Origin of the sequence: Modestobacter italicus (assembly GCF_000306785.1) — a bacterium.
Lineage (GTDB): Bacteria > Actinomycetota > Actinomycetes > Mycobacteriales > Geodermatophilaceae > Modestobacter > Modestobacter italicus.
Genome location: NC_017955.1, coordinates 2,086,124 through 2,110,628 on the forward strand (window position 1 = coordinate 2,086,124; position 24,505 = coordinate 2,110,628).

The window sequence follows — 24,505 nt, forward strand, 5'->3', positions numbered from 1 at the left end:
TCGGGCGGCGGTGCCGCCGGTGGGGTGTGCGGACCACGATCCCCGCGGAAGTGTTCACCTCCTGAGCACTTTGCCGGGCATCCTGGGCCGCATGCGGGCGGACCGGTTGGTGGCGGAGCTGCTGGTGCTGCAGGCCCGCGGCCGGGTCACCGCCGCGGAGCTCGCCACCGAGGTGGAGGTCTCCGTGGCCACCGCCCGCCGCGACCTGGAGGCGCTGTCGGCGGCCGGCATCCCGGTCTACCCGCAGCCGGGTCGGGGCGGTGGCTGGTCGCTGGTGGGGGGAGCCCGCACGGACCTGACCGGGCTGACCGCGGCGGAGGCGGCCGCGCTGTTCCTGCTCCTGGGCCCGGCGGCGGACGGCGGGCCGGAGGTCCGGTCGGCGCTGCGCAAGCTGGTGCGGGCGCTGCCGGGGCCGTTCCGGGCCGTGGCCCCGGCGGCCGCCGAGGCGGTGCTGGTGGACCCGGCCGGGTGGGGTGCGGCCGGCCGGGAACGGCCGCCGGTGGTCGAGCTGCTGCAGCGGGCCGTCGTCCGGCGGCGCCGGGTCCGGCTGCGCTACGGCGGCCGTGGCCACGCGCACACCGACCGGCTCGTCGACCCGTGGGGCCTGGTCGACAAGGACGACGTCTGGTACCTGGTCGCCGGCACCCCGGCCGGCCGCCGCACCTTCCGGGTCGACCGGGTGCTGGCCGCGGAGCTCACCGACGAGCCCGCCGACCGGCCGGCCGGCCTGCAGCTGGCGGCCGTCTGGGAGGAGGTGGTGGCCGAGCTGGAGGGGCGGCGCTCCGCGGTCGCGGCGACGGTGCTCGCACCGGACCGGCTGGTCCCGGTGCTGCAGGGCGTCTTCGGCCGGCACTGCACGCCGGGCGCCGTCCGGGACGACGGCCGGCGGGAGGTGCGGGTCGCCGCGCACACGGTGCGGTCGGTCGCCGAGCAGCTGGCCGGCCTCGGCGGGGCGGTCGAGGTGCTCGCGCCGGAGGAGGTGCGCGCCGAGCTGGTTCGGATCGGCGCAGAGCTCGTCGAGCGCCACGGCCGCTGACCCCTACGGTCGGACTCCGGCGGCCGGGTGGGCGGACCTGGTGAGGCGGGTAGGGAGACCGCATGCCCAGCTACCAGGTGAACGAGGCCGGTGTCGCCCACGCGCGGGAGCTCATCGACGCGGGGCGGTACGACGACACGACGGAGTGGTCGGAGGCCGCACCGTCGGCCGCCGAGGAGAACGAGGAGCGGGACAGCGAGGGCCAGGAGGGCTACGCCGCGTGGCACCTGGCGGTCGACCCCGACAAGGGCGAGGGGACCAAGGGGCGCTACCGCTTCCCCTACGGCGACTTCTCGTCCGTCAACCGCGCGGCGCTCGTCCACGCGAAGCAGCGGGCGAGCCAGAACGACCACCCCGAGATCGAGCGGGCCGCCGACGAGCTCCTGCAGCGGCTGGACGCCCGGCGGGGCTGAGCAGGGCTCAGCGGGCGGCGCTGCGCGGGGAGTCGCTCCGCGGACCGAGCGGCGGCACCGGGCCGCTGACCTGCCGGCTGCCCCGCAGGGTGACCAGCGAGGTCTCGTGTCCGACGGTCGCCTGCGGGTCCAGCCGGGGGTCGAGGAGAAGCCCCTTGTCCCCGCCGCTGCGGATGAACCACCAGTCGGCCTGCACCCGCTCCGGGGTCACGTCCAGGACGACGAAGCCGTGGCCGATGCCGTCCAGGTACCGGACCCAGGGGTTGGCGGCCGGGACGGCGACGGCGACCGCCTCCGCCGCGGCGGTGCCGCCCAGGGCCTCCTTGGGGCCGTCGCTGGTGACCGACGGGCAGACGAACTCCACGCCGACCGAGTTCCGGTCCACCGGGTAGCGCGCGTGGTCGGTGGGCAGCTCGCTGGCCCACGAGGAGTGCACGTCGCCGGTCAGCACCACCGGGTCCGCACCTGTGCTGCCGGCCATGGCGGCGAGCACGGCCTGCTGGTCGGCCTGGTACCCGTCCCACGGGTCGCTGTTGGCGACCTGGCCGGCGAGCACCCCCGGCGCCGGGGTGGCGAGCACGCGGGCGAAGAGGGTCTGGCTGCCGATGAGGTGCCAGCTGGTGCGGCCGCCGGTGAGCCCCCGGGTGAGCCAGTCCCGCTGCTCCGGCTCGACCAGGTGCCGCGCCGGGTCGGCCAGCGCCGGGTTGAGCGCCCCGCCGACCGTCGTGGGCACCTGCTGGCTGCGGTGCTGCCGGGTCTCGACCACCGACAGCTCGGCGAGGTCGCCGAAGGTGAACCGGCGGAAGAACTGCGTCCCCTGGTGCGGCTGCGGCTGCCAGCCCTCCGGCTCGCGGATCGGCATCCACTCCCGGTAGGCCTGCAGCGCGCCGGCCCGCCGGGCGGCGAAGTCCCCCTCCGGGCGGACGCCGGCCGTGTCGGGGTCGTCGGCGTCCTCGTGGTCCTCCGCGCCACCCGACCAGGCGTCATTGGCGGTCTCGTGGTCGTCGAACACCACCGTCCACGGGTGCCGCTGGTGGGCGGCCTGCAGGTCCGGGTCGGTCTTGTACAGCGCGTGCCGCACCCGGTAGTCGGCCAGGCTCAGCGCCTCGACCGGCGGCTGGTGGTCGCGGACCCCGGCCAGCGCCGCGGGGCCGTACCGGTCCTCGCCGTTGCCGTACTCGTACAGGTAGTCGCCCAGGTGCAGGACGAGGTCCAGGTCGTCCCGCGCGGCGATGCCCCGGTAGGCGGTGAAGTACCCGCCGGTCCAGTTGGAGCAGGAGACGAACGCCAGCCGCAGCGCGTGCGTCATCCCCGGCTCGTCCGGCGCGGTCTGGGTGCGGCCGACCGGGGAGGTCTCCCCGCCGGCGGTGAAGCGGTACCACCAGCGGGTGTACGGGTCCAGGCCGCTCACCACCACCTTGACCGTGTGATCGCGGCCGGCGTCGGTCGTGGTGGTGCCCGAGGCCACGACCTGCGCGAACCCCTCGTCGGCGGCCAGCTCCCAGCCGACCGCGGTGGGGAGCCCGACCCCGCTGCCGGGCACCGCGTCGGGGGTCGGGGTCACCCGGGTCCACAGCAGCACCTCGGTGGCGGTCGGGTCGCCGCTGGCGACGCCGAAGCCGAAGACGCCGGACCGGGCGGTCTCGGCGACGGCGGCCCGGACGCGCTCGGGGGTGAACGAGCTGAGCGCCAGGGCGGCGGCAGCGGCGGCCCCGCCCTTGAGCACCGTCCGGCGGGACAGCGACGTCTCCGTGACCATGGCGAGCACTGTGGCCCTGCTGAGCGTCGGGTACCAGGGCTGCGGGTGAACAACCGGCGTCGCGGGCCGGTCGTTTCACCAGCGGGTCAGCGGGCAGGGGAGGAGGGCAGGCGAGCCGAGCCGGACCGCCCGAGCGCCCCCGGGAGCGCCGCCGTCCGGCCCCGACCCGCGATCGGTCCGACGACGGGAGACCCCCCATGGCCATCGCCACCACCAACCCCACGACCGGCGAGACGCTGAAGACCTACGAGCCGCTGTCCGACGAGGCGCTCGAGGAGAAGATCGCCCGCGCCGCGACCGCCTACGCGAGCTACCGGCTGACCTCGGTCGAGGACCGGGTCGGCTGGCTCCGGGCGGCCGCTGACGCGCTGGAGGCCGACGTCGACGCCGTCGCCGAGCTGATGACCACCGAGATGGGCAAGACGCTGGTCGCGGCGAAGGCCGAGGCCACCAAGTGCGTCACGGCGCTGCGCTTCTACGCCGAGCACGGCCCGGCCTACCTCGAGCCCGAGCGCAAGGACGCCGACGCGGTCAACGCGGTCGAGGCCTACGTGACCTGGCAGCCGCTGGGCGTCGTGCTGGCGGTCATGCCGTGGAACTTCCCGCTCTGGCAGGCCATGCGGTTCGCCGCGCCGGCGCTGATGGCGGGCAACGTCGGGCTGCTCAAGCACGCCAGCAACGTGCCGCAGACCGCGCTGTACATGGAGGAGCTGTTCCGCAAGGCCGGTTTCCCCGCCGACGTCTTCCAGACCCTGCTCATCGGCTCCGGCACCATCGAGCGGGTGCTCCGCGACGACCGGGTGGTCGCCGCGACGCTCACCGGCAGCGCGCCGGCCGGGCAGTCGGTGGCTTCGATCGCCGGGGACGCGCTCAAGCCCACCGTGCTGGAGCTCGGCGGCAGCGACCCGTTCATCGTGATGCCCTCGGCCGACCTCGAGGCCGCCGCCGGGGTCGCGGTGACCTCGCGGAACCAGAACAACGGGCAGAGCTGCATCTCCGCGAAGCGGTTCTTCGTGCACCGCGACGTCGCCGAGGAGTTCACCCGGGTCTTCGCCGAGAAGATCGGCGCGCTCACGGTGGGCGACCCGATGGACCCCGACACCCAGGTCGGGCCGCTGGCCACCGAGTCCGGCGTCCAGGACGTCGCCGACTACGTCGAGGACGCCGTCGCCAAGGGCGCGACCGTCGTCGTCGGCGGGAAGCGGGTCGACCGGCCGGGCTGGTTCTACGAGCCGACCCTGCTGACCGGGATCACGCCGGAGATGTCGCTGTACGCCGAGGAGGTGTTCGGCCCGGTGGCGGCGCTGTGGACCGTCGACAGCCTGGAGGAGGCGATCGAGATCGCCAACAGCCACCCCTACGGGCTCGGCTCGAACCTGTGGAGCGAGGACGAGGGCGAGCGCGCCCGGTTCGTCCGGGACATCGAGTCGGGGATGGCGTTCATCAACGGGATGACCACCAGCTACCCGGAGCTGCCGTTCGGCGGGGTGAAGCAGAGCGGCTACGGCCGCGAGCTCACCGAGGTCGGCATGCGGGCCTTCATGAACGCCAAGACGGTGTGGGTCGGCGCACCCAGCAGCGAGCAGACGGCCGGCTCGACGGCGGGCTCAGCCGCCGAGTGACTCCCGGAGGGGCCATGTCGCCCGACATGGCCCCTCCGGTCGCGGTCAGAGGGTGCCCTCGCGGGCGCCCTTCCACAGGTCGATGCCGGCGTCCACCGCGTGCTGGTCGATGGCGGCCAGCTCGTCGGCGGTGAAGTCCAGCCGCTCGGTCGCGGCGACGTTCTGCTCCAGCTGCCGCACGCTGCTGGCGCCCACCAGCACCGAGGTGACCCGCGGGTCGCGCAGCGCCCAGGAGAGCGCGAGCTGGGCCAGGCTCTGCCCGCGGTCCCGGGCGATCGCGTCCAGCGCCCGCACGTGGGTGAGGTAGGCCTCGGTGATCATGCCCTGGTCCAGGGACTTGCCCTGGGTGGCGCGGGAGCCCTCCGGCACCCCGTCCAGGTACTTGTCGGTGAGCATCCCCTGGGCCAGCGGGGAGAAGGCGATGCAGCCGGCGCCGACCTCGGCGAGGGTGTCCAGCAGGCCCTCGGTCTCGATCCAGCGGTTGAGCATCGAGTACGACGGCTGGTGGATCAGCAGCGGGGTGCCCAGGTCGGCGAGGATGCGCGCCGCCTCCGCCGTCATCTCCGGGGAGTAGGACGAGATGCCCACGTACAGCGCCCGGCCGGACTGCACCGCCGTGTGCAGCGCGCCCATCGTCTCCTCGAGCGGCGTGGTCGGGTCGGGTCGGTGGCTGTAGAAGACGTCGACGTACTCCAGCCCCATCCGCTGCAGTGACTGGTCGAGGCTGGCCAGCACGTACTTGCGCCCGCCCCCGCCCTGGCCGTAGGGACCGGGCCACATGTCCCAGCCGGCCTTCGAGGAGATCACCAGCTCGTCGCGGTGGGCGCGGAAGTCGTCGGCCAGGTGCCGGCCGAAGTTGGTCTCCGCCGAGCCGTAGGGCGGGCCGTAGTTGTTGGCCAGGTCGAAGTGCGTCACGCCCAGGTCGAAGGCCCGGCGGAGGACCTCGCGCTGGCGGTCGAAGGGGACGTCGTCGCCGAAGTTGTGCCAGAGGCCGAGGCTGACGGCGGGGAGGTCGAGACCGCTGCGCCCGGTGCGCCGGTAGGGCATCGAGTCGTAGCGGGTGCTGGCTGCGCGGTAGGACATGCCCCCGATCGTGCCGGGTGGCTCAGTCGGCCCGGGCCGCGGCCTCCGCCCGGTCGGCGTTGCCCAGCCGGGAGTGCCGGTGGCCGTAGAAGGCGTAGACCAGCAGGCCGAGGGCCATCCAGGCCAGGAACCGCAGCCAGGTCTCCACCTCGAGGTTCAGCATCAGGTACAGGCAGGCCAGGGCGGACAGCACCGGCACGACCGGGGAGAACGGGACCTTGAACGCCCGCGGCAGGTCCGGCCGGGTGCGGCGCAGCACCGGGACGGCGAGCGACACCAGCACGAAGGCGAACAGGGTGCCGATGCTGACCAGGTTGGCGAGGCTCTCCAGCGGGACGAAGGTGGCGGTGACCAGGACGAGCGCCGCGTAGAGCAGCGTCATCCGCACCGGGGTGCCGGTGCGCGGGCTGACCTTGGCGATCGACTGGGGGAGCAGGCCGTCGCGGCCCATGGCGAAGCCGATCCGGCTGACGGTGACCAGGTCGACGAGGATCACCGAGGTCAGGCCGGCGACCGCGGCGATGGAGATCAGCGACGACGCCCAGCCCAGCCCGACCTGGTCGAACGCGTCTGCGATCGGGGCGCCGGCGTCGATGTCGGTGTACTTGACCATCCCGACCACGACGAACGCGACGCCGATGTAGAGCGCGGTGGCCACGCCGAGGGTGCCGAGCAGCCCGAGCGGGATGTCCCGGGAGGGCTTACGGGTCTCCTCCGAGAGGTTCGCCACCGCCTCGAAGCCGGTGTAGGCGAAGAAGACGACCGCGGCGGCGGTGAGCACCCCGCCGATGCCGAAGGTGGCCGGCTCCAGCCCGGCGATCACCGAGATGAGCGGCCGGGTGAGCCCGCTGGCCCCCTCCGACGGCTCGCCCGCCGGGACGAACGGGGTGAGGTTCGCGCCCTTGACGAACCAGATGCCGGCGACGACGACGAACACGCAGATCGCGACCTTGACGACCACCAGCACGTTGGTGACCCGGGCCGACTCCTTGATGCCCAGGACGGCGACCACGGTCAGCACGACGACGATGAACGCCGCACCGACGTTGACCGTGGCGTCCTCGCCGAACAGCGAGGGCGGCAGGTCCAGCAGGTTGCCGATGTAGGCCGACCAGCCGCGGGCGACCACCGCGGCGCCGAAGGCGAACTCCAGGAACAGGTCCCAGCCGATGACCCAGGCCAGCAGCTCGCCGGCGGTGGCGTAGGCGTAGGAGTAGGCGCTGCCCGCCGTCGGCACGCTGGAGGCGAGCTCGGAGTAGCAGAGCGCCGCCAGCAGGGCGACCACGCCGGCGATGGCGAAGGAGATGACGACGGCGGGGCCGGCGGTGTCCCGGGCCTGGATGCCGGTCAGGGTGAAGATGCCGGTGCCGATCACCACGCCGATGCCGAACCCGATCAGGTGCCGGGCGGTCAGCCGCTTGCGCAGGTGGCCGACGTCCCCGCCGCCGGTGTCGTCGTCCCCGCCCACGTCGGACTGGATGGCCTCGAGGGACTTGGTCCGGAAGAGCTGCACCGGGACACGCTAGGTCGAGATCACCGTCGCCGCGCGCCGGGGGCCGGAGCCCAGTGCCCCGGCCGCTCGAGCGCGGCCGGGAGGGACGTCGACGGATCGCCGACGGCCGCGGTGAGCTGCGGCTGGGTGAGGAAGAGCGCGCCGGTGAGGTCCGCGCCGCGCAGGTCGGCGGCCCGCAGGTCGGCGCCGAGCAGGTCGGCCCGGCGCAGGTCGGCGCCGCGCAGGTCCGCCCCGATCAGGTAGGCCCCGCGCAGGCTGGCGCCGCGCAGGGCCGCGCCCCGCAGCGCGGCACCGACCAGGTCGGCGCCGCGCCGGTCACGGGCCCGGCCGGGGACGTCCCGGCGGACGGCCTCGCTCACCCGGCCCAGCAGGTCGCCCACCTCGCGGCGGTGGGCCCCGGCGTCCAGCGCGGCCAGCTCGTCGGCGCGGCCGGCGGCGAGCGCCTCGACGGCGGCCAGCCGCTGCTCGACCTCGTCGCGCAGCGGGCCGGGGGCGACGAGGGTGCGCGCCTCGCGGAGGTGCCAGAGCAGCTCGGTCAGCTGCCGCATCACCGGGAAGACGGCGGACATCGCCGAGGCCGTCGCCGGGTCGTCGCGCCAGTCGGCGCCGCCGAAGACGTCCTGGGTGACCCGCTGGCCGGCCCCGAGGCAGTCGAACACCACGCAGCCGGGGAAGCCGCGTTCCCGGAGCTGGCCGTGGACCCCGCACCGGGAGTCCGGCAGCAGGTTGACGCACGGGGTGCCGGCGGGCTTGTCGATCGCGAAGTCGGCCGAGGCGGCGAAGGCCGGCACGACGCAGCAGAGCCCGACGCACCGACCGCAGTCGGCGGTGAGGTCCTGCCGGGCCGCGGTCAGCTCGTCGGGGGGCACCTGGGCAGTCTGCCCCCCGGCGCCGGGCTCAGCCGACGCGGCAGACGCAGCCGCGGCCCTCGCTGCCGGCGGCCGCGGTGGCCAGGCAGTACCGGGCGCCGATCGGGTCGTGCGCGGTCATCGGGTGCGGGCAGGCGGGGCACCGCTCCTCGGCGCCGACGGCGTGCGCGGGAGCGGTGCCGGGAACGGTGCCGGGGGAGTACGTGGGAGCGGTCATGGCGGAGGCCTGTCTCCGCCGACGGCGCGGCGGGGGGAGAGGGCCCCGTCGCCGACGGTCGTCGGGACGGGCGCGTGCGGACCGTGACCTCGACGCTACGCCGCTGCGGGCCGGCGCGGCGTAGCGTCCGGCCCCTGGGGCCTCGGAGCCCCGGACGAGGGAGTCGTCATGGTCGACAAGAACGCGTCCAAGAAGTCCGGGTCGAGCATCAAGGAGAAGCGCGCCGAGAAGAAGGCGGCGGCGCAGACCACTTCCGGCATGGAGAAGCTGACCCACCCCACCAAGCACTGACCTGCCGTCCGGGCCCGGCGAGGGCCCGGACGGTCAGGCCTGCTGCGCGACCAGGTCGCGGAGGGCGGCGACGACCATCCGGTGGTCCTCCACCTGCGGCAGCCCGGACACCACGACGACGCCGACCGGGCCGACGTCGCGGACCAGCAGCGGGAAGCCGCCACCGTGCGCGGCGTACAGCTCCGGGTCCAGCCCGGACCCCTCCTCGAACGTCGTCCCCATCTCCCGGAAGCGCTGGCCCACGGCCAGCGAGCTGTGCCCGAACCGGTGCACCGTGCGGGCCTTGCGGGCGATCCACTGGTCGTTGTCCGGGGTCGCCCCGGTCAGCGCGGCGTGGAAGAGCTGGTGGGAGTTCCGGGACACCTCGACGGCGATGGGCAGCTGCTCGGCCTGCCCGCGGGCGACGAGCGCGGAGCCCAGGGCCCACGCGTCGTCGTTGGTGAACCGGGTCAGCTGCAGCTCCGCCTCCTCGGCGGCGAGCTCGGCGAGTGCGGGGAAGTCGCTCATGGTCAGACCTCGGTGACGTCGAAGGTGCGGGTGGGGGTGACGTACTCGTCCTGGGCGGCGACCAGCAGGATCTCGCGGGACCCCGCCTCCGCCGTCATCCGCAGCAGCCCGAAGACCGACGCGGCGGCCCGGCCGAGCGCCTCGCCGGCCGAGCGGGTGGCCAGCCAGTGCGCCAGGAACAGCGCGGCGATCGCGTCGCCGGCGCCGTTGACCGACACGTCCAGCCGCGGGGTCCGCACCCGGAAGTGCCGGCCGCCCTCGGAGGCGAGCAGGTCGACGGCGTCCTCGGGGGTGTCGTCGGTGACCAGCGAGGTGGTGAGCACCACCCGCGGGCCCAGCGCCTGCACCGCGGCCACGGCGTCCTGCACGGAGCCCAGGGAGCCGGTGCGCTGCCCGGCGAGCAGGTCCAGCTCGAAGTGGTTGGGCGTCACCAGGTCCGCGGCGGGGACGGCGACCTCGCGCAGGAACTCCGGGATGCCGGGCCGCACGAACACCCCGCGGCCGACGTCGCCGATCACCGGGTCGCAGCACCACACCGCGGCCGGGTTGGCGGCGCGCACCTTCGCGACCGAGCCGAGGACGGCGTGGCCGATGTCGGCCGAGCCCAGGTAGCCGGACAGGACGGCGTCGCAGCTGCCCAGCACGCCGCGGTCCTCGATCCCGGCGACGACCTCCTCGACGGCCTGCCCGTCGAAGACCCGGCCGGTCCAGTCGCCGTAGCCGGTGTGGTTGGAGAACTGCACGGTGTGCACCGGCCACACCTCGACGCCCAGCCGCTGCAGCGGGAAGACCGCCGAGGCGTTGCCGGCGTGCCCGTAGGCCACGTGCGACTGGATGGACAGGACGTTCACCATGCCGAGGAAGATCGCACACCCGGCCCCGGGGGCTCAGCCGCGGGGCTGGACCTCGCCCATCGGGCCCCAGCCGGCGAGGTCGGGGGAGTCGACGTACATGATCGACGGGGTCGCCGAGACCCAGTCCGGCATCTCGCCGATCGCCTTCCGGAAGTGCTCGGAGGCGGTGTGCACGGAGCCGGCCTCGGCGTCGGCGAAGCCCTCCACCAGCACCCAGGTGTGCGGCTCCTCGACACTGCGGGACCACTCGAAGAAGACGTTGCCCGGCTCCGCCCGGACGGCCTCGGTGAACTCGCGGACGAGCTCGGGCCACCGGTCGTCGAACTCGGGTCGGACGGGCCACTTCACGACGATGAGGATCACCCGGCCAGCCTAGGGTCGGTGCGCTGTGCGGGCCGCAGCCACCTGCGGGCCGGCCGCGACCAGCCACTCGTCGAGCGGGCCGGGGGAGTCCCAGGCCTTGTCGAGCAGGTACAGGCCCCGCGTCGGGGTGGTGGCGCCCAGCTCGACCAGCACCGGCTTGAGCAGCAGGTCCGGTGCCAGCGCGTGGCCGGGCCCGCCGCCGAGCAACAGCGGGACGGCGACCACCCCGGCCAGGTCGCCGGTGCCCACCTGGTCCAAGAAGAGCTTGAGCAGCCCGGTGTAGGTGGCCTTGTAGGTCGGGCTGGCGACGACGGCGACCTCGGCCTCGCGCAGCGCGGTGACCGCGTCGGCGACGGCCGGGTCGCCCCAGCCGAGCAGGCCGGCGCCGAGGTCGATGACGTCGACGACCCGGTCCGGCGGGGCGCCGGTCAGCCGCTCCACGACGAGCTCGGCGGCCGACCGGGTGCGCGAGCGGGGCTTGGGGTTGCCGACGACGGCGATGGTGCTCACGGCTCAAATGACACCATGTCGATCGGGTTTGACGGCATGAGGGCCTGCGTGCCAGGCTCACGGCAGGTCATGAGCGCCAGCGCGAAGCCCCGGCTCGCTGGCCGGCAACCCTCCTCCGCGACGGGGTGCCCCGGGTGACGACCTGGCGGCTGCAGCCCCGCAGCCGCAAAGCGCGGACCCGTGCCCGGGTCCCCGGCCCCCTGGAGCACGTCCATGTCCGCTGCCCTGCTCTGTCCGCCCGCCCCGGCCGCCGCGTGCGCGGGCGAGGTCCCGCTGCTGCCGGTCGTCGGCGCCGACACCCGGGTGCCGCTGGTGCCCGGTGGCACGACCCGCTACGTCGACCTGGACTCCGCCGCCAGCAGCCGCGCGCTGGAGTCCGTCGCCGCCCGGGTGGCCGAGGCGCTGCCGCTGTACGCCAGCGTGCACCGCGGCGCCGGGTACCTCTCGCAGGTGTCGACGGCGGCCTACGAGGACGCCCGGGAGACCGTCGCGCGCTTCGTCGGCGCCCGGACCGACGACGTCTGCGTGCTCGTCCGGCACACCACCGACGCGCTGAACCTGCTCGCCGGGTGCGTGCCCGACGGCGAGGCGGTGCTGGTCCTGGACTGCGAGCACCACGCCGATCTGCTGCCGTGGCAGCGCCGCGGCCCGCTGACCGTGCTGCCCACCGCCGCCAGCGTGGTCGAGACGCTGCGCGCCCTGGGTGCCGCGCTCGCCGCGGCGCCGTACGCCCTGGTCGCCGTCACCGGTGCCTCCAACGTCACCGGCGAGTCGCTGCCGCTGGACGAGGTCGTCGCGCTGGCGCACGCGGCCGGTGCCCGGGTGCTCGTCGACGGGGCGCAGCTGGTGCCGCACCGCCGGTTCTCGCTGGCCGGCTCCGGCGCGGACTACGTCGCCTTCTCCGGGCACAAGGCCTACGCGCCGTTCGGCTCGGGCGCGCTGGTCGGCCGCCGGGACTGGCTGGACGCCGCGCCGGCGTACCTGGCCGGCGGGGGCGCGGTGCAGCAGGTGTCGGTGGAGGAGACCTCCTGGGCCGCGGCACCGCACCGGCACGAGGGCGGGTCGCCCAACGTCCTCGGCGCCGTCGCGCTGGCCGCGGCGTGCGACGCGCTGGCCGGCCTCGCCGCCGAGGACCTCGCGGCGCACGAGCGGGCGCTGCGCGAGCGGCTGGTCGACGGCCTCGGGGCGCTGCCCGGGGTGCGGGTGCTGCGGATCTGGGCCGACTCCACGGACCCCACCGGCGTCGTCTCGTTCACCGTGGCCGGCGCCGACCCGGGGCTGGTGGCCGCCTACCTGTCCGCCGAGCACGGCATCGGCGTCCGCGACGGGCGGTTCTGCGCGCACCCGCTGCTGGCCCGGCTGGGCGTGCCCGAGGGTGCGCTCCGGGCCAGCGTCGGGGTGGGCAGCACGCTCGCCGACGTCGACCGGCTGCTCGCCGCGCTGGACGCCTTCCTCTCCGCGGGGCCGCGGGTGGCCTACGCGCCGGTGGACGGGCGCTGGCAGCCGGTCGACGACCCGCGGCCGCTGCCCGGCGACGCCGCCCGGGGCGCCGGGTGCGCGCCGGCCCGGCGGTGAGGAGCTCAGTGCGGCAGCAGGACCGTGCGCAGCTCGTGGGCGCCGTCGGGGCGGGTGGCCTCGTAGTACCAGCGGGCACCGCCGCCGGGCAGCGCGACGACGTCGGCGTACCGCAGGCCGCCGGGCGGGTGCGGGCTCTGCAGCAGCGGACCGGCCGGGTCGGCGGTGAAGAAGCCCGCGCCGTCCCGGACCGCGAGACCGGTGCGCTCCTCCCAGTTCTCCCCGGCCGTGGCCCGGCCGTCGTACAGCGCCCAGCTGCGGTCGCCGTCCAGCACCACGGTGGCGAACCGGACGCCGCGGACGTCCCAGCTGCCCGGGGTGCCGGCCAGCGCGGTGCCCTGCCAGGTCCAGTCGACACCGTCGGGGCTGGTGGCGTGCTCGGTGGTCATCCGGTCGGTGGCGTCGGGGTCGTCGAGGGGGTGCACCGACGCCCACAGGTGCCAGCGGTCGCCGTCGTGCCGGAGCACCGGGTCCTTGACCGCGGCCGCGGCGCTGCCGGGCAGGACGGTGCGCGGGCTGGCGGTGGCCAGGCCGGCGACCGTGCCGGCCTCCAGCAGGTCGACCCGCCAGTGCTTGGTGCCCGGGGTGGCGCAGCTGACGTAGAGCCGCCAGCGCCCGTCGGGGGTGTGCACCAGCGCGGGACGCTCCAGCGACTCCGCGCCGAACGCGTCCTTGCCCACGGCGACGACCGGCTCGAAGCGGACCCCGTCGTCGGAGCGGGCCACCACGTTGGCGAAGCCGCGGCCCTCGCCGACCGGACGGCGCAGCCGGTAGGCCAGCCAGAAGACGCCGTCGACGAGCTGGGCGGAGGGCCCGCCGGCCCAGGAACCCGGCCGCGGGTCCTCCGGCTCGAGCACCACCTGCGCCTCGGACCAGAAGGGACCGGGCTGCGGCGGCTGGGGGAGGGGCACCGGGTCAGTCTGCACACCCGTCCGACGCCGCCGGAGGACCCCCGTTGAGCCTGCCCCAGTTCGTCATCGCCGGTGCGCCGAAGGCCGGGACCACCGCGCTGCACGCCGCGCTGGCCACCCACCCGGGGCTGTACCTGTCGCCGGTGAAGGAGCCGAAGTACTACCTGACCGACGGGCGGCCCCCGCCGCGCAGCGGTCAGCGGGGCCCCGGCGACGCGCACAGCGCCCGGGAGTGGGTCTGGCGCCGCGCGGACTACCTCGCGCTGTTCGCCGGCGCCCCTGCCGGCACCGTGCGCGGGGAGAGCACGCCGTTCTACCTCTACGACCGTGCGGCGCAGCGGCGGCTGGTGGCCGACGTCCCGGACGTCAAGGTGGTCGTGGTGGTCCGCGACCCGGTCGACCGGGCGTACTCGAACTGGGCGCACCTGCGGGCCGACGGGCTGGAGCCGGAGGCGGACTTCCTGACCGCGGTGCGGGCCGAGGAGCGCCGGGTCGCGGCGGGGTGGGCGCCGTTCTGGCACTACCGCGGGCTCGGCACGTACGGCGCCCAGCTGCGCGACCTGCGCCGCCTGGTGCCTGCCGAGCAGGTGTTCGTGCTCCGGTACCGGCAGCTGGTGGACACCCCGGCGGAGACGCTGGACCGGGTGGGCGAGTTCCTCGGGGTGGCGACCGGGGTGGCGCACACGGCGGCGCCGGAGAACGTCAAGCCCTTCGTCGCCGACACTCCGCGGTACCGGCTGATCGCCCGGGTCACCCGCGCAGGAGCGGCGCTCGGCGCGTTCGCCCCGCCGCAGGTGTGGCGGCAGGCCAGCCGGCCGCTGATCGCCGCGCTGCACGCCGGCCGGGCGCCCCGGCCGACCTTGCCGGTGGAGGTGCGGCGGGAGGTCCTCGACCCGCTGCTGCCGGACATCGAGCTGCTGGAGGAGCTGACCGGTGAGTCCTTCGCCGACTGGAAGGGCGACACCGGGCGGGGTGACTTCCGCTCCCGCAGCGCGGCCCGCACCTGATCCGCACCACCCCACCGAGAAGAGGACCGCATGACCGTGACCGACGAACTGCTCGAGGCGAACGCGCGCTACGCCGAGACCTTCGACGGACCGCTCCCGCTGCCGCCGGCGCGGCACGTCGCCGTCCTGGCCTGCATGGACGCCCGGCTGGACGTGTACCGCGCGCTCGGCCTCGCCGAGGGCGACGCGCACGTGATCCGCAACGCCGGCGGGGTGGTGACCGCCGACGAGATCCGCTCGCTGGCGATCAGCCAGCGGCTGCTGGGCACCACGGAGATCGTGCTGGTGCACCACACCGACTGCGGGATGCTGACCTTCGGCGACGAGGACTTCCGCTCCGGCATCGAGGCCGAGGTGGGGCAGCGGCCGGAGTGGCACTCGGAGGCGTTCGCCGACCTCGAGGACGACGTCCGTGCCTCCCGCAGGCGCATCCTGGACAGCCCGTACATCCCGATCAAGGACAGCGTCCGGGGCTTCGTCTTCGACGTCGCCACCGGCCGGCTCAGTGAGGTGGCCTGACCCATGACGATCCTCGACATCGACACGTTCGCCCAGGAGTGGGCGGCGTGGCACGAGCACCACGAGACGGTGCGTGCCGACCCGCACGGCTTCCTCGCGATCACCGGCCTGCACTGGCTGACCGCGGAGCCGCAGCGGGTGCCCGGGGCGCCGGGTGAGTGGTGGACCGGCCCGGACGGCGTGGTCGTGCGGCTCGCCGAGGACGAGTCGCTCCTCGTCGACGGGCAGCCAGTGCACGGTGAGCACTCGTTCGGCGTGCTGCCCGAGCGCGGCGGGGTGAGCCCGGTCGCCGGGGACGCGGTGATCGAGGTGGCCAGGCGCGGCGGCTCGGACGTCGTCCGGCCGCGGCACCCGGACTCGCCGGTGCTGGCCGCCTACCCCGGCACGCCGGCCTACGAGCCCGACCCGCGCTGGCAGCTCACCGGCACCTACGTCCCGTTCGACGAGCCGCGGCCGACCACCGTGGGCGCGGTCGTCGAGGGCCTGCAGCACGTCTACGACGCCCCGGGGCGGATCGAGTTCGAGCTCGACGGGCAGGCGCTGTCGCTGACCGCCTTCAACGGTGCCACCGAGGGCAGCCTGTTCGTGCTCTTCACCGACCAGACCTCGGGTGTCACCACCTACGCGGCCAACCGGTCGCTCAAGGTCGACGCCCCGGCGGCCGACGGCACCGTGGTCCTGGACTTCAACCGGGCCACCAACCTGCCGTGCGCCTACACCGAGTTCGCCACCTGCCCGCTGCCGCCGGAGGGGAACCACCTGCCGGTCGCGGTCGAGGCGGGGGAGAAGAAGCCGGTCGGCTGACCGCGGAGTCATCAGAACGGCGGCGGGTCGTCGACCGGGGGATCCACCCCGGGTGGCGGCCCGTCGCCGTGTCCGGGTGACGGGTCGTCGTCGGTGAGGCCGGCCGGTCGGGTGACGAGCACCTGGCCGGTGGGGGTGGTGAACCGCAGGGCGCCGTCGGCCAGAGCGTGCAGCTGCCAGCCGGGCGCCTGGTGCACGAGCCGGTGGTGGTGGCGGCACAGGCAGCAGAGGTTCTCCGCCGAGGTGTCGCCGAGCGGCCAGCGGGTGAGGTGGTGCTGGTCGCAGCCCCGCCCGGGACGACGGCAGCCGGGGAACCGGCAGCGGCGATCGCGGAGCCGGACGTGCCGGCGCAGGGCGTCGGTGGGGGTGTAGCGGTCGGTGGCTGGCGGCGGACCGAGCGCCTGGCCGGCGCGCAGCCCGGCGGCGTCGGTCAACGCGAGCAGCTGGCCGGTGAGCTCGTCGACCACGGCGACGTGCGGCCGGTGGGCCAACGCGGTGCCGCGGAGCGTGCGGACGTCGAGCAGATCGGTGAGCCCGGCCGCGACGGCCTCTGGGGCCTGAGCTGCCTCGCTCGGCTCGGTGGGCTCGCTCGGCTCGGCGGGCTCGGCGGCGTCCGCGTCGGCGGGTGCCTCGGCTTCCTCGGCAGGTCCTGCGGCCAGAGTGGGCAGCAGACCCAGCGCGCGGGCGAGGGCGCGGACGGCCTCAGCAGGTACGACCTCCCCGGCGATCTCACCGGGGTCGTCACCGCCGAGCAGCGTGCGGACCGTGGCGACGATGGTCAGCTGCGCCTGCACCGGGGCCAGCCCGTGGTCGCCGGGCCGCAGCACCAGGTCGACGAGGCAGTCGGCCATGCGCTGCTGCCGGGTGCGGGGGTCGCCGGGTGCCTTCGCGGCGTCGGCGTACTGCCGCAGCGCGTCCTGCACCGCGCGCAGCACGGGCAGCGGCATGTCGGTCAGGGACAGGGTGCCCAGCCCGTCGCCGGTGGGGTACAGCTGGATGCCGCGCTCGCGCAGGGCGGTCTCGACCCGGCGGCTGATGGCCTGACCGTCGAGTCGTTGCACCACCCGGTGTGCGGCAGCGCGCAGCTGGGTGGGGGTCTTGTGCCCGAGCCGGGCCAGCACGAGCGCCTCCGCCTCGGCCCGGTGCTCGTCGTCGAGGGGAGCGACCACCTGGCACAGGGCGGCGGCGTGCTCCCAGGTGAGCTCCCCGGCGGCCAGTGCGTCGAGGGTGGCGGGCAGCCGGTCGACCAGCTGCAGCGACTGGACCATCCACGCCTGAGCCCTGTGGGAGGTGATGGACAGGGCGGTGGCGACCTCGTCGACGGCCCACTCGCTGACGGTGGCCATGATCGACGGCCGAGCCGCGCGGGTGGCAGCCGCTGCGGCGCCGATCTCGGCGTCCGGGCGGTCGTTCGAGGAGGGGCGGGACCGGCAGAAGTCGACGAGCCAGCGGGCGCGCATGGCCTCCGCCGCTCCGATCGCCCGCTGCTCCTCGCGCAGCAGGTCGAGCAGCAGCCCGCCGTCCCCCAGCGACTCCCGCAGCGAGGTGAAGAGCTCGTCCGGCCAGCCCTCTCCCGCAGTGGGGGCGGGTGCTGCGTCGGGGTCGAGGACGGCATCCTGGTCCAGGACGACGTCGTCCTCGACCCCCTCCTCGGGAGGTTCGCACACCCCTCCGGGACCCAGCTCGGTGACGTACACGTAGTCGAACACGTGTTCGATGATAGCGGTCGCGCAAGCGTCTGACCAGCGAAGATAAGTCCCTGTGGACAACTCGTCACGGCCCACGACGCCTGGCGGCCGCCCGGCCCGAGCCGCCAGGGGAGGCAGCACGGGCCGGGACGTGCGTGGTCAAGCGCCGACGGTCAGGACGCCACCTGCGGGTTGACCACCGGGGCGTCGACGGCCTCGTCCGAGAGCCCCCAGTGCTCGAGCGTCTCGGTGTAGCTGCCGTCGTCGAATGCGTGCTGCAGGCCGGCCTCGACGGCGTCGACCAGCCCGTTGCCCTTGAGCGTGGTGGCGGCGACGTAGGTGGTGTTCGGCCAGCCGGCGTTCACCGTGCCGACGACCGCCACCTGGCCCTTGCTCTGCTGGTAGACCGCGTTCGGGTTCGGCCCCAGGTAGGCGTCGACCCGGCCGGACTTGATGGCCAGCAGCGCGTCGGCGGCGTTGGCGTAGTAGTCCAGCGTCGCGGGCTCCAGGCCGGCCGCCTCGTTGGCCTTGTTCCAGTCGAGCAGGATCCGCTCCTGGTTGGTGCCCGAGCCGACGGCGAGCGTCAGGCCGGCGACGTCCTTCGCCTCGGCGATGGACAGGTCGCTGTCCGGGGCGGCGGTGAACGCCATGATCCCCTGCCGGTAGGTGGCGAAGTCGAACAGCTGCAGCCGCTCGGCGTTGACGCCGACGTTGCTGAACACCGCCTCGACGTCACCGCTCTGCACCGACAGCGGCCACTGCTCCCAGGAGATGTTGCGGACGTCGAGCTCCAGGCCCAGGGACTCGGCGACCAGCGAGGCGATGTCGACCTCGCTGCCGACCACGGTGCTGTTGTCGTCGGCGAGGAAGGCCAGCGGCGGGTCGCCGGCGCCGACGATGCCGACGGTCAGCTTGCCGTCCGCGGCGATCGGGGCGGGGACGAGCGCCGCGGCGTCCGGGTCCTCGTCGGTGCTGACCCGGTCGGCCTGCTCGGGGCTCGTGTCGACGACGAGTGCCTGGCTGGCGCCGGCGGCACCGGTGTCGGCCTGCTGCTCGGCCTCGATGTCGGCGGAGCTGCTGCACGCCGACAGCAGCAGCGCGGCGGCCACGGGCAGGACGGCGAGGGTGGTGCGGGCGCGCGACATGGGGGTACCTCTCGATCAGGTTGGGGGGGCTCAGGAACCGAGGCCGGGCGGGTTGGTCAGTGACTGGTCGACCGCCTCGGCGCCCAGGCCCCAGCGGTCGAGGACCTCGGCGTAGCTGCCGTCGGCGATGGCGCCGTTGATCGCGGCGGTGAAGGCCTCCGCCAGCCCGTTGCCCTTGGCCGTCGCGACGGCGATGTTCGCGGTGTCCGGCCAGCCGCCGTTGACCGTGCCGGCGACCGCGACGTCGTCCGGGCTGGTCGCCGCGCTGTAGGCGGCGGTCGCGTTGGGGCCGACGTAGGTGTCCAGCCGCCCGGACTGCAGGGCGAGGACCGCGTCGTTGTAGGACTCGTAGTAGTCGATCGTCACCGGTTCGAGGCCGGCGTCGGTGTTCTCTCGGTCCCAGGCCAGCAGGATCTGCTCCTGGTTGGTGCCCGAGGAGACCCCGACGGTGAGCCCGGCGATGTCGGCCGCCTCGTCGATCTCCAGGTCGCTGCCGGCCTGGACCAGCCAGCCGAGCTGGTCGACACGGTAGGAGGAGAAGTCGAACAGCTGCTTGCGCTCCTCGGTCACCGTGACGTTGGAGATGGTGGCGTCGACCTCGCCGGACTGGGTGGCCAGCGGCCAGTTCGACCAGTCGTTGACGACCAGTTCCAGGTCGAGCCCGAGGGCGTCGGCGACCAGCGTGGCGATGTCGGTCTCGCTGCCGATCACCGTGCTGTTGTCGTCGGCGTAGAAGGCCAGCGGGACGGCGCCCTGGGTGACCGAGACCCGCAGCGTCCCGTCCGGGAACGCGCCGGCCGGCAGCAGGTCGACGGCGTCCTGGTTCAGCTCGGTGTGCACCCGGTCCTGGTCGGGGCCGGTGTCCACCACCAGGGCGCCGGCGGGCTCGTCGGCCGCGGCGCTCTCGATCTCGGTCGAGCTGGTGCACGCCCCGAGGGCCAGCGCGGACACAGCGGCCAGGACGGCGACGAGCGGGGCTCGTCGGGTACGTGCGGTCATGGGGTTCCTTCTCCTGTGAGGGGCGCACGGGCGCGCGCCATCGCCGGGCGGCGCAGGTGCGCCGTCCGAGACCGGTGGGGGGTGGGGCTTCTAGAGGACTCGCGCGAGGAAGGCGCGGGTGCGGTCGTGCTGCGGGGCGTCGAGCACCTGCTCGGGCGGGCCCTGCTCGACCACCCGGCCGTCGTCCATGAAGACGACCTGGTCGGCCACCCGGCGGGCGAAGCCGATCTCGTGGGTGACGACGATCATCGTGGTGCCGGTGCTCGCGAGGCCCTCGATCACCGAGAGCACCTCGCCGACCAGCTCCGGGTCCAGCGCCGACGTCGGCTCGTCGAACAGCAGGACGGCGGGGCGCATGGCCAGCGCCCGGGCGATGGCGACCCGCTGCTGCTGCCCGCCGGACAGCTGCCGGGGGTAGGCCTTCTCCCGGTCGCCGAGCCCGACCCGGGCCAGCAGCTCGCGGGCCTCGGCCTCCACCTCGCGGCGCTCGCGGCCCTGGGCGGACACCGGCGCCTCGACCACGTTCTCCAGCGCCGTGAGGTGCGGGAACAGGTTGAACGACTGGAAGACGAAGCCGAAGCGGGTGCGCTGCCGCAGCACGTCCTTCTCGTGCAGCTCGTGCAGCCTGTCGCCCTTGCGGCGGTAGCCCACCAGCTCGCCGTCCAGCGCGATGAAGCCGCGGTCGACCTTCTCCAGGTGGTTGATGCTGCGCAGCAGCGTCGACTTGCCCGAGCCCGACGGGCCGAGGACGACGGTCACCGTGCCCGGCTCGACCACCAGGTCGACGCCGTGCAGCACCTCGGTGCCGGCGTAGGACTTGTGCACGCCGTGCACCTCGACCCGGCCGGGACCGACCCCGACGGCGGTCATCGGGTGGCTCCGCGCGCGGCGCCGAAGCGGGCCAGGACGCCGGTCAGCTCCGCGCGGACCCGCTGCAGGGGTGTCGGCGGCAGCGTGCGCACCGCGCCCCGGGCGTAGTGCCGTTCCACGTAGTACTGGACGACGGTGACCACCGTGGTGAGCACGACGTACCAGATCGCGGCCACGACGAGCATCGGCAGCACCCGCTGGGTCCGGCCGTAGATGACGCTCACCGTGTAGAACAGCTCGCCCAGCGCCAGCACGTAGACGATCGAGGTGCCCTTGAACAGGCCGATCACCTCGTTGACCGCCGTCGGCACGATGGTGCGCATCGCCTGCGGCAGCACGATCCGGGTGGTCTGCCGGCGCCGCGGGATGCCCAGCGACGCGGCCGCCTCGTGCTGGCCCTGGTCGACCGAGAGGATGCCGGCCCGGACGATCTCCGCCGAGTAGGCGGCCTGGTGCAGGCCCAGCCCGAGCACCGCGGCGCCGAACTTGTCGATCAGCGAGAGGGTCTGCACGCTGGCGAAGGACGGGCCGAACGGGATGCCGACGTCCAGGTGCTGGTAGAGGTAGGCGAGGTTGTACCAGAGCAGCAGCTGGAGGATCAGCGGCACCGAGCGGAACACCCAGGTGTAGCCCCAGCTCACCGCCTGCAGCAGCGGCGAGCGGCTCAGCCGCATCAGCGCCAGCACCGTGCCCAGCGCGAAGCCGAGCACCGCGGTGATCGCGGTCAGCTCGATCGTGGTGAGCACGCCGCGGACGATCGACTCCTCGGTGAGGTAGGCGCCGACGACGTCCCACTCCCACCGCGGGTTCGTGATCAGGCTGTTGACCACCATCGCGAGCAGGACGGCGACGACGGCGGTCGCGACCCAGCGGCCGGGGTGCCGGGCCGGCACCACCCGCAGCTGGTCGTAGGGGGTGCCCGAGCTGGTGACGGGCCGGGTGTCGAGCGTGGTCACGGGAGGTCCTTCTCGAAGGCGTAGAGGCGCTGCTCGACCGGCAGCGCGCGCAGCGCGTCGGTGTCGGTGGGGCGGGGGACGGCCGGGTCGAACAGCGGTGCCCAGCCGGCGGCGAGGTACAGGTCGCGCGCTTCCGGCTGGCGCGGTCCGGTGGTCAGGTACATCCGGGCGTAACCGGCCGCGGCGGCCCCCTGCTCGAGCAGCGCGAGCACCCGGCGGGCCAGCCCGCGGCGGCGGTGCGACCCGGCGGTCCACATCCGCTTCACCTCGGCGGCGCCCGACGGGTGCCGCATGAACGCGCCGCCGGCGACCGCGACGCCGTCCTCGACCAGCAGCAGGAACTCGCCGTCCGGCGGCAGGAACGCCGCGGCCGGGTAGCGGGTCAGCTCCTCGGACGCGCCGCCGAACAGGTCGCCGTAGCGGGTGTCGTACTCGACGGCGAGGTCGGCGAACAGCGGCGCGGCCAGCGGGTCGTCGAGGTGCACGCGCACCACCTGGAGGGCGTGCGGGGACAGGGACGTGGACATGCGGGAGGAGCTCCTGTGCGGAGGCGCGCGCCGACGAGGGCGCGCGGAGGTGGGACGGGAGGGCTGCGGGTCAGCGACAGAGCGCGCTGTCGGTGCGCAGCAGGTCCACGGTCGGCCGGCCGACCAGGTCGGTGGCGGCGGCACGGATGCCGGTCTGTCCCACGGGTGCTGCTCCTCGTTCGTCCCCTCGGGAGGGGAGGCCTCTGCTTGCCGGGCGCGGACGCGCACGGCCAGGTCGTCACCCGGGGCACCCCGTCGCAGGGAGGGTTGCCGGCCAGCGAGCCGGGGCTTGTCGCTGGCGCTCAGGACCTGGCAGGGACGATAGGGGCACACCCGGCGACGCGTCAATTACGATCGACTTGATAGACATTGTGAGCCTCTGCACTCGCCGGAGGGGAACAGCCCGCCCCCCGGACGCGGTTGCGCCAGTCACCCGGACACCGGAAGGAGACGCACGTGCCCCGCACCCCGCTGGTCTGCCGCCGGCACGTCGACCTCCTGCGCACGGCGAGCGCGCAGTGTCAGCGCACGGTCGGAACCCCGCGTCCCTGACCCTCCGCTCCCCGGAGTCCGCATGCCCGCCGCACCCCCGCACACCCCCGCCGGCCCGTCGATCGCCGTGGTCGGCGCCGGCCCCACCGCCATCGGCCTGCTCGAGCGGCTGGTCGCCAGCGCGCCCGAGCTGAGCGGCCCCGGCCGCCTGCAGGTGCACCTCGTCGACCCGCACCCGCCGGGCGGCGGCCGGGTGTGGCGCGCGGCCCAGCCCTCGCTGCTCTGGGCCAACTCGCTGGCCGCCGACGTCACGGTGCTGCCCGACGCGTCGGTGACCGTCGACGGCCCGGTGGGCGAGGGCACCACGCTGTGGCAGTGGGTGGAGGCGGTGGGCCGGCACCTGCCCGAGGGCGACCCGGTGGGTGAGGAAGCGCGGGCGGTGACGCCGACGTCCTTCCCGTCCCGGCCGCTGGTGAACGCCTACCTGGGCTGGGTGCTGGCCGAGGTGGTCGCGGCGGCCCGCCCGTGGGCCGACGTGCACCTGCACGAGGACACCGTGGTCGACGTCCGGGTGCGCGCCGAGGGCGTCGACGTGGAGCTCGCCGACGGTCGGGTGCTCCCCGCCGACCTGGCCGTGCTCGCCCAGGGCCACCTCGACGCGCACGCCACCGCCGCCGAGCGCGCCGTCGCCGAGCGCGCGGCCGGCGCGGGGCTCTGCTACCTCCCGACCGGCTACACCGCCGACCTCGACCTCGACCGGCTCGCGCCGGGGGAGGACGTGCTCGTCCGCGGCGCCGGGCTGGCCTTCATCGACCTCATGGTGCTGCTGACCAGCGGACGCGGCGGCCGCTTCGAGCCGGCGGGCGACGGGCTGCGCTACCTCCCCTCCGGCCAGGAGCCGGTGCTGCACGTCGGGTCCCGGCGCGGCGTGCCCTACCGGGCCAAGCTGGGCTACGTCTGGCCCGGGCCGCCGGTGCCGCTGCGGTTCTTCACCCCCGAGGCGCTGGACGCCGATCGGGAGCTCGACCTGCGCGCCGACCTGGCGCCGGTGATCGCCCGCGAGCTCGGCTGGGCGCACTACACCGAGCTGTTCCGCGCCCACCCCGAGCGCACCGCGCTGCCCTGGGCCGAGTTCGCCGACGCGTACGTGGCCGGGGGAGACCTGACCGCCCTGGTCGCGGCCGCCGTCCCCGACCCGGCCGACCGGTTCGACCTCGCGGCCCGGGACCGGCCGCTGGCCGGGGCCCGGTTCGGTACCGCCGCCGAGCTGCAGGAGGCGGTGCGCGGGCTGGTGCGGGCCGACCTGACCCGCTCGGCGGACCCGGCGCACAGCACCGACGCCGCCGTCTTCACCGCCCTGCTGTTCTGCCACGGCACGATCGCCGGGCTGGTCGCCGCCGGGCGGCTGACGCCGCGGTCGGAGGCCGAGGACGTCGCCGGCTGGTGGATGAACCTGTTCAGCTACCTGGCCAGCGGACCGCCGGCGCCGCGGCTGGCCGAGCTGCTCGCGCTGTCGGAGGCCGGCGTGGTCCGGTTCCTGGGCGCGGACACCCGCTTCGACCTCGACGAGGGCACCGGGGTGTTCACCGCGCGGTCCTCCTCGGTCGACTCCGTGGTCACCGCCCGGGCGATGGTCGAGGCCCGGCTGCCCGCGCCGGCGGTCTCAGCGACCCCGGACCGGCTGGTCAGCTCGCTGGTCACCCGCGGGGTCGCCGCGGAGAAGACCGTGCCGGACGGCACCGGCACCGGCCGGCTGCACGTCGACGCCGAGCAGCGGGTGGTCAGCGCGACCGGGCTGCCGCAGGACCGGCTGTTCGCGGTCGGCTTCTGGACCTCCGGCGCCCAGGTGGCCGCCTTCGCCCGTCCCCGCACCAACGCCCCCTTCTTCCGCCAGAACGACGCCCTCGCCCGCCGGCTGTGGCAGGCCGTCACCGGCCGCGCCGCCGTCGCCGTCGCGGCCTGATCCCCCCGGAGC

25 protein-coding genes and 2 riboswitches are annotated in these 24,505 nt (G+C 74.9%); of the genes, 9 read left to right on the top strand and 16 right to left on the bottom strand.

The annotated features are described in order from the left end of the window. Positions 1–91 precede the first annotated feature (91 nt). Both MODMU_RS10280 and MODMU_RS10285 read left to right on the top strand, forming a co-directional pair. Positions 92–1,036 (top strand): helix-turn-helix transcriptional regulator, encoded by a 945-nt coding sequence (locus tag MODMU_RS10280; RefSeq protein WP_014740165.1) that lies wholly within the window; start codon positions 92–94, stop codon positions 1,034–1,036. 62 nt (positions 1,037–1,098) lie between these two features. Next, positions 1,099–1,449, top strand: a complete 351-nt coding sequence (locus MODMU_RS10285; protein ID WP_014740166.1) for a hypothetical protein — start codon at positions 1,099–1,101, stop codon at positions 1,447–1,449. 7 nt (positions 1,450–1,456) lie between these two features. Here the strand turns inward: MODMU_RS10285 and MODMU_RS10290 are convergent, their stop codons facing one another. Next, positions 1,457–3,208, bottom strand: a complete 1,752-nt coding sequence (locus tag MODMU_RS10290; RefSeq protein WP_041796414.1) for an alkaline phosphatase D family protein — start codon at positions 3,206–3,208, stop codon at positions 1,457–1,459. A gap of 197 nt (positions 3,209–3,405) precedes the next feature. On the opposite strand from MODMU_RS10290, the gene MODMU_RS10295 reads away from it, so the two are divergent. Further along, on the top strand, positions 3,406–4,830 hold the full coding sequence (locus tag MODMU_RS10295) for an NADP-dependent succinic semialdehyde dehydrogenase (protein ID WP_014740168.1): 1,425 nt from the start codon (positions 3,406–3,408) through the stop codon (positions 4,828–4,830). A gap of 45 nt (positions 4,831–4,875) precedes the next feature. Here MODMU_RS10295 and mgrA read toward each other — a convergent pair whose 3' ends face one another. The 4 genes from mgrA to MODMU_RS10315 are packed head-to-tail and all read right to left on the bottom strand — an operon-like array spanning position 4,876 to position 8,512. Continuing rightward, positions 4,876–5,913 (bottom strand): L-glyceraldehyde 3-phosphate reductase, encoded by a 1,038-nt coding sequence (gene mgrA, locus MODMU_RS10300; RefSeq protein ID WP_014740169.1) that lies wholly within the window; start codon positions 5,911–5,913, stop codon positions 4,876–4,878. Between the two features lie 22 nt (positions 5,914–5,935). Beyond that, on the bottom strand, positions 5,936–7,426 hold the full coding sequence (locus tag MODMU_RS10305; protein WP_014740170.1) for an amino acid permease: 1,491 nt from the start codon (positions 7,424–7,426) through the stop codon (positions 5,936–5,938). A 20-nt stretch (positions 7,427–7,446) separates the two neighbouring features. Beyond that, positions 7,447–8,295, bottom strand: a complete 849-nt coding sequence (locus MODMU_RS10310) for a pentapeptide repeat-containing protein (protein ID WP_014740171.1) — start codon at positions 8,293–8,295, stop codon at positions 7,447–7,449. A 28-nt stretch (positions 8,296–8,323) separates the two neighbouring features. Continuing rightward, complete coding sequence (locus tag MODMU_RS10315) at positions 8,324–8,512, bottom strand: RGCVC family protein (RefSeq protein WP_014740172.1); 189 nt, start codon at positions 8,510–8,512, stop codon at positions 8,324–8,326. A gap of 168 nt (positions 8,513–8,680) precedes the next feature. Between MODMU_RS10315 and MODMU_RS30015 the strand changes: the two genes are divergently transcribed. Then, positions 8,681–8,803 (top strand): hypothetical protein, encoded by a 123-nt coding sequence (locus MODMU_RS30015; RefSeq protein ID WP_014740173.1) that lies wholly within the window; start codon positions 8,681–8,683, stop codon positions 8,801–8,803. Positions 8,804–8,836: 33 nt separating this feature from the next. On the opposite strand, the gene MODMU_RS10320 is transcribed toward MODMU_RS30015, so the two are convergent. The 4 genes from MODMU_RS10320 to MODMU_RS10335 are packed head-to-tail and all read right to left on the bottom strand — an operon-like array spanning position 8,837 to position 11,037. Further along, positions 8,837–9,310 carry a heme-degrading domain-containing protein gene (locus tag MODMU_RS10320; RefSeq protein ID WP_014740174.1) on the bottom strand — a complete coding sequence of 158 codons (474 nt, stop codon included), beginning with the start codon at positions 9,308–9,310 and terminating at the stop codon, positions 8,837–8,839. Positions 9,311–9,312: 2 nt separating this feature from the next. After that, on the bottom strand, positions 9,313–10,164 hold the full coding sequence (gene pdxY / locus MODMU_RS10325; protein WP_014740175.1) for a pyridoxal kinase PdxY: 852 nt from the start codon (positions 10,162–10,164) through the stop codon (positions 9,313–9,315). A gap of 33 nt (positions 10,165–10,197) precedes the next feature. Then, entirely contained in the window at positions 10,198–10,527 is a 330-nt protein-coding gene (locus MODMU_RS10330; protein ID WP_014740176.1) for a putative quinol monooxygenase, read from the bottom strand. A gap of 9 nt (positions 10,528–10,536) precedes the next feature. Then, a complete protein-coding gene (locus MODMU_RS10335) occupies positions 10,537–11,037 on the bottom strand; it encodes an NAD(P)H-dependent oxidoreductase (RefSeq protein ID WP_014740177.1) in 501 nt (166 codons plus the stop codon). 65 nt (positions 11,038–11,102) lie between these two features. Further along, positions 11,103–11,216, top strand: a riboswitch (SAM riboswitch). A 34-nt stretch (positions 11,217–11,250) separates the two neighbouring features. On the opposite strand from MODMU_RS10335, the gene MODMU_RS10345 reads away from it, so the two are divergent. Continuing rightward, positions 11,251–12,612, top strand: coding sequence for an aminotransferase class V-fold PLP-dependent enzyme (locus tag MODMU_RS10345; RefSeq protein WP_014740178.1), 1,362 nt, complete (start codon positions 11,251–11,253; stop codon positions 12,610–12,612). 5 nt (positions 12,613–12,617) lie between these two features. Here the strand turns inward: MODMU_RS10345 and MODMU_RS10350 are convergent, their stop codons facing one another. After that, on the bottom strand, positions 12,618–13,523 hold the full coding sequence (locus tag MODMU_RS10350; RefSeq protein WP_166503446.1) for a glycoside hydrolase family protein: 906 nt from the start codon (positions 13,521–13,523) through the stop codon (positions 12,618–12,620). 44 nt (positions 13,524–13,567) lie between these two features. Here MODMU_RS10350 and MODMU_RS10355 point away from each other — a divergent pair, with 44 nt between their 5' ends. The 3 genes from MODMU_RS10355 to MODMU_RS10365 are packed head-to-tail and all read left to right on the top strand — an operon-like array spanning position 13,568 to position 15,853. Continuing rightward, positions 13,568–14,530 (top strand): sulfotransferase, encoded by a 963-nt coding sequence (locus tag MODMU_RS10355; protein WP_014740180.1) that lies wholly within the window; start codon positions 13,568–13,570, stop codon positions 14,528–14,530. 30 nt (positions 14,531–14,560) lie between these two features. Further along, positions 14,561–15,049 carry a beta-class carbonic anhydrase gene (locus MODMU_RS10360; protein ID WP_014740181.1) on the top strand — a complete coding sequence of 163 codons (489 nt, stop codon included), beginning with the start codon at positions 14,561–14,563 and terminating at the stop codon, positions 15,047–15,049. 3 nt (positions 15,050–15,052) lie between these two features. Continuing rightward, complete coding sequence (locus MODMU_RS10365; protein ID WP_014740182.1) at positions 15,053–15,853, top strand: DUF1684 domain-containing protein; 801 nt, start codon at positions 15,053–15,055, stop codon at positions 15,851–15,853. Between the two features lie 11 nt (positions 15,854–15,864). Here the strand turns inward: MODMU_RS10365 and MODMU_RS10370 are convergent, their stop codons facing one another. The 6 genes from MODMU_RS10370 to MODMU_RS10395 form a co-directional block, all read right to left on the bottom strand. Continuing rightward, positions 15,865–17,562: an HNH endonuclease signature motif containing protein gene (locus MODMU_RS10370; RefSeq protein WP_014740183.1), complete on the bottom strand. Its 1,698-nt coding sequence runs from the start codon at positions 17,560–17,562 to the stop codon at positions 15,865–15,867. A 152-nt stretch (positions 17,563–17,714) separates the two neighbouring features. Further along, positions 17,715–18,686, bottom strand: coding sequence for an ABC transporter substrate-binding protein (locus MODMU_RS10375; RefSeq protein WP_014740184.1), 972 nt, complete (start codon positions 18,684–18,686; stop codon positions 17,715–17,717). 30 nt (positions 18,687–18,716) lie between these two features. Then, positions 18,717–19,685: an ABC transporter substrate-binding protein gene (locus MODMU_RS10380; protein WP_014740185.1), complete on the bottom strand. Its 969-nt coding sequence runs from the start codon at positions 19,683–19,685 to the stop codon at positions 18,717–18,719. 90 nt (positions 19,686–19,775) lie between these two features. Continuing rightward, positions 19,776–20,555 carry an amino acid ABC transporter ATP-binding protein gene (locus tag MODMU_RS10385; RefSeq protein WP_014740186.1) on the bottom strand — a complete coding sequence of 260 codons (780 nt, stop codon included), beginning with the start codon at positions 20,553–20,555 and terminating at the stop codon, positions 19,776–19,778. Continuing rightward, positions 20,552–21,511, bottom strand: a complete 960-nt coding sequence (locus MODMU_RS10390; RefSeq protein WP_014740187.1) for an amino acid ABC transporter permease — start codon at positions 21,509–21,511, stop codon at positions 20,552–20,554. The genes MODMU_RS10385 and MODMU_RS10390 overlap by 4 nt, the downstream gene beginning before the upstream one ends. Then, the gene (locus MODMU_RS10395) at positions 21,508–22,038 is read right to left on the bottom strand and encodes a GNAT family N-acetyltransferase (RefSeq protein WP_014740188.1); all 531 of its coding nucleotides are present in this window, start codon (positions 22,036–22,038) and stop codon (positions 21,508–21,510) included. Before MODMU_RS10395 ends, MODMU_RS10390 begins: the two co-directional genes overlap by 4 nt. A gap of 198 nt (positions 22,039–22,236) precedes the next feature. Further along, a riboswitch (SAM riboswitch) is annotated at positions 22,237–22,348 on the bottom strand. A 264-nt stretch (positions 22,349–22,612) separates the two neighbouring features. Here MODMU_RS10395 and MODMU_RS30020 point away from each other — a divergent pair. Then, the gene (locus MODMU_RS30020) at positions 22,613–24,493 is read left to right on the top strand and encodes an FAD/NAD(P)-binding protein (RefSeq protein ID WP_014740189.1); all 1,881 of its coding nucleotides are present in this window, start codon (positions 22,613–22,615) and stop codon (positions 24,491–24,493) included. Positions 24,494–24,505: the final 12 nt, after the last annotated feature.

What these genes read in the sequence shown, in the direction of transcription:
- MODMU_RS10280 (WP_014740165.1), top strand. Translation starts at nt 92, where the DNA reads ATGCGGGCGGACCGGTTGGTGGCGGAGCTGCTGGTGCTGCAGGCCCGC.
- MODMU_RS10285 (WP_014740166.1), top strand. Translation starts at nt 1,099, where the DNA reads ATGCCCAGCTACCAGGTGAACGAGGCCGGTGTCGCCCACGCGCGGGAG.
- MODMU_RS10290 (WP_041796414.1), bottom strand. Translation starts at nt 3,208, where the DNA reads ATGGTCACGGAGACGTCGCTGTCCCGCCGGACGGTGCTCAAGGGCGGG.
- MODMU_RS10295 (WP_014740168.1), top strand. Translation starts at nt 3,406, where the DNA reads ATGGCCATCGCCACCACCAACCCCACGACCGGCGAGACGCTGAAGACC.
- mgrA (WP_014740169.1), bottom strand. Translation starts at nt 5,913, where the DNA reads ATGTCCTACCGCGCAGCCAGCACCCGCTACGACTCGATGCCCTACCGG.
- MODMU_RS10315 (WP_014740172.1), bottom strand. Translation starts at nt 8,512, where the DNA reads ATGACCGCTCCCACGTACTCCCCCGGCACCGTTCCCGGCACCGCTCCC.
- MODMU_RS30015 (WP_014740173.1), top strand. Translation starts at nt 8,681, where the DNA reads ATGGTCGACAAGAACGCGTCCAAGAAGTCCGGGTCGAGCATCAAGGAG.
- MODMU_RS10320 (WP_014740174.1), bottom strand. Translation starts at nt 9,310, where the DNA reads ATGAGCGACTTCCCCGCACTCGCCGAGCTCGCCGCCGAGGAGGCGGAG.
- pdxY (WP_014740175.1), bottom strand. Translation starts at nt 10,164, where the DNA reads ATGGTGAACGTCCTGTCCATCCAGTCGCACGTGGCCTACGGGCACGCC.
- MODMU_RS10345 (WP_014740178.1), top strand. Translation starts at nt 11,251, where the DNA reads ATGTCCGCTGCCCTGCTCTGTCCGCCCGCCCCGGCCGCCGCGTGCGCG.
- MODMU_RS10360 (WP_014740181.1), top strand. Translation starts at nt 14,561, where the DNA reads ATGACCGTGACCGACGAACTGCTCGAGGCGAACGCGCGCTACGCCGAG.
- MODMU_RS10365 (WP_014740182.1), top strand. Translation starts at nt 15,053, where the DNA reads ATGACGATCCTCGACATCGACACGTTCGCCCAGGAGTGGGCGGCGTGG.
- MODMU_RS10375 (WP_014740184.1), bottom strand. Translation starts at nt 18,686, where the DNA reads ATGTCGCGCGCCCGCACCACCCTCGCCGTCCTGCCCGTGGCCGCCGCG.
- MODMU_RS10380 (WP_014740185.1), bottom strand. Translation starts at nt 19,685, where the DNA reads ATGACCGCACGTACCCGACGAGCCCCGCTCGTCGCCGTCCTGGCCGCT.
- MODMU_RS10385 (WP_014740186.1), bottom strand. Translation starts at nt 20,555, where the DNA reads ATGACCGCCGTCGGGGTCGGTCCCGGCCGGGTCGAGGTGCACGGCGTG.
- MODMU_RS10395 (WP_014740188.1), bottom strand. Translation starts at nt 22,038, where the DNA reads ATGTCCACGTCCCTGTCCCCGCACGCCCTCCAGGTGGTGCGCGTGCAC.
- MODMU_RS30020 (WP_014740189.1), top strand. Translation starts at nt 22,613, where the DNA reads ATGCCCGCCGCACCCCCGCACACCCCCGCCGGCCCGTCGATCGCCGTG.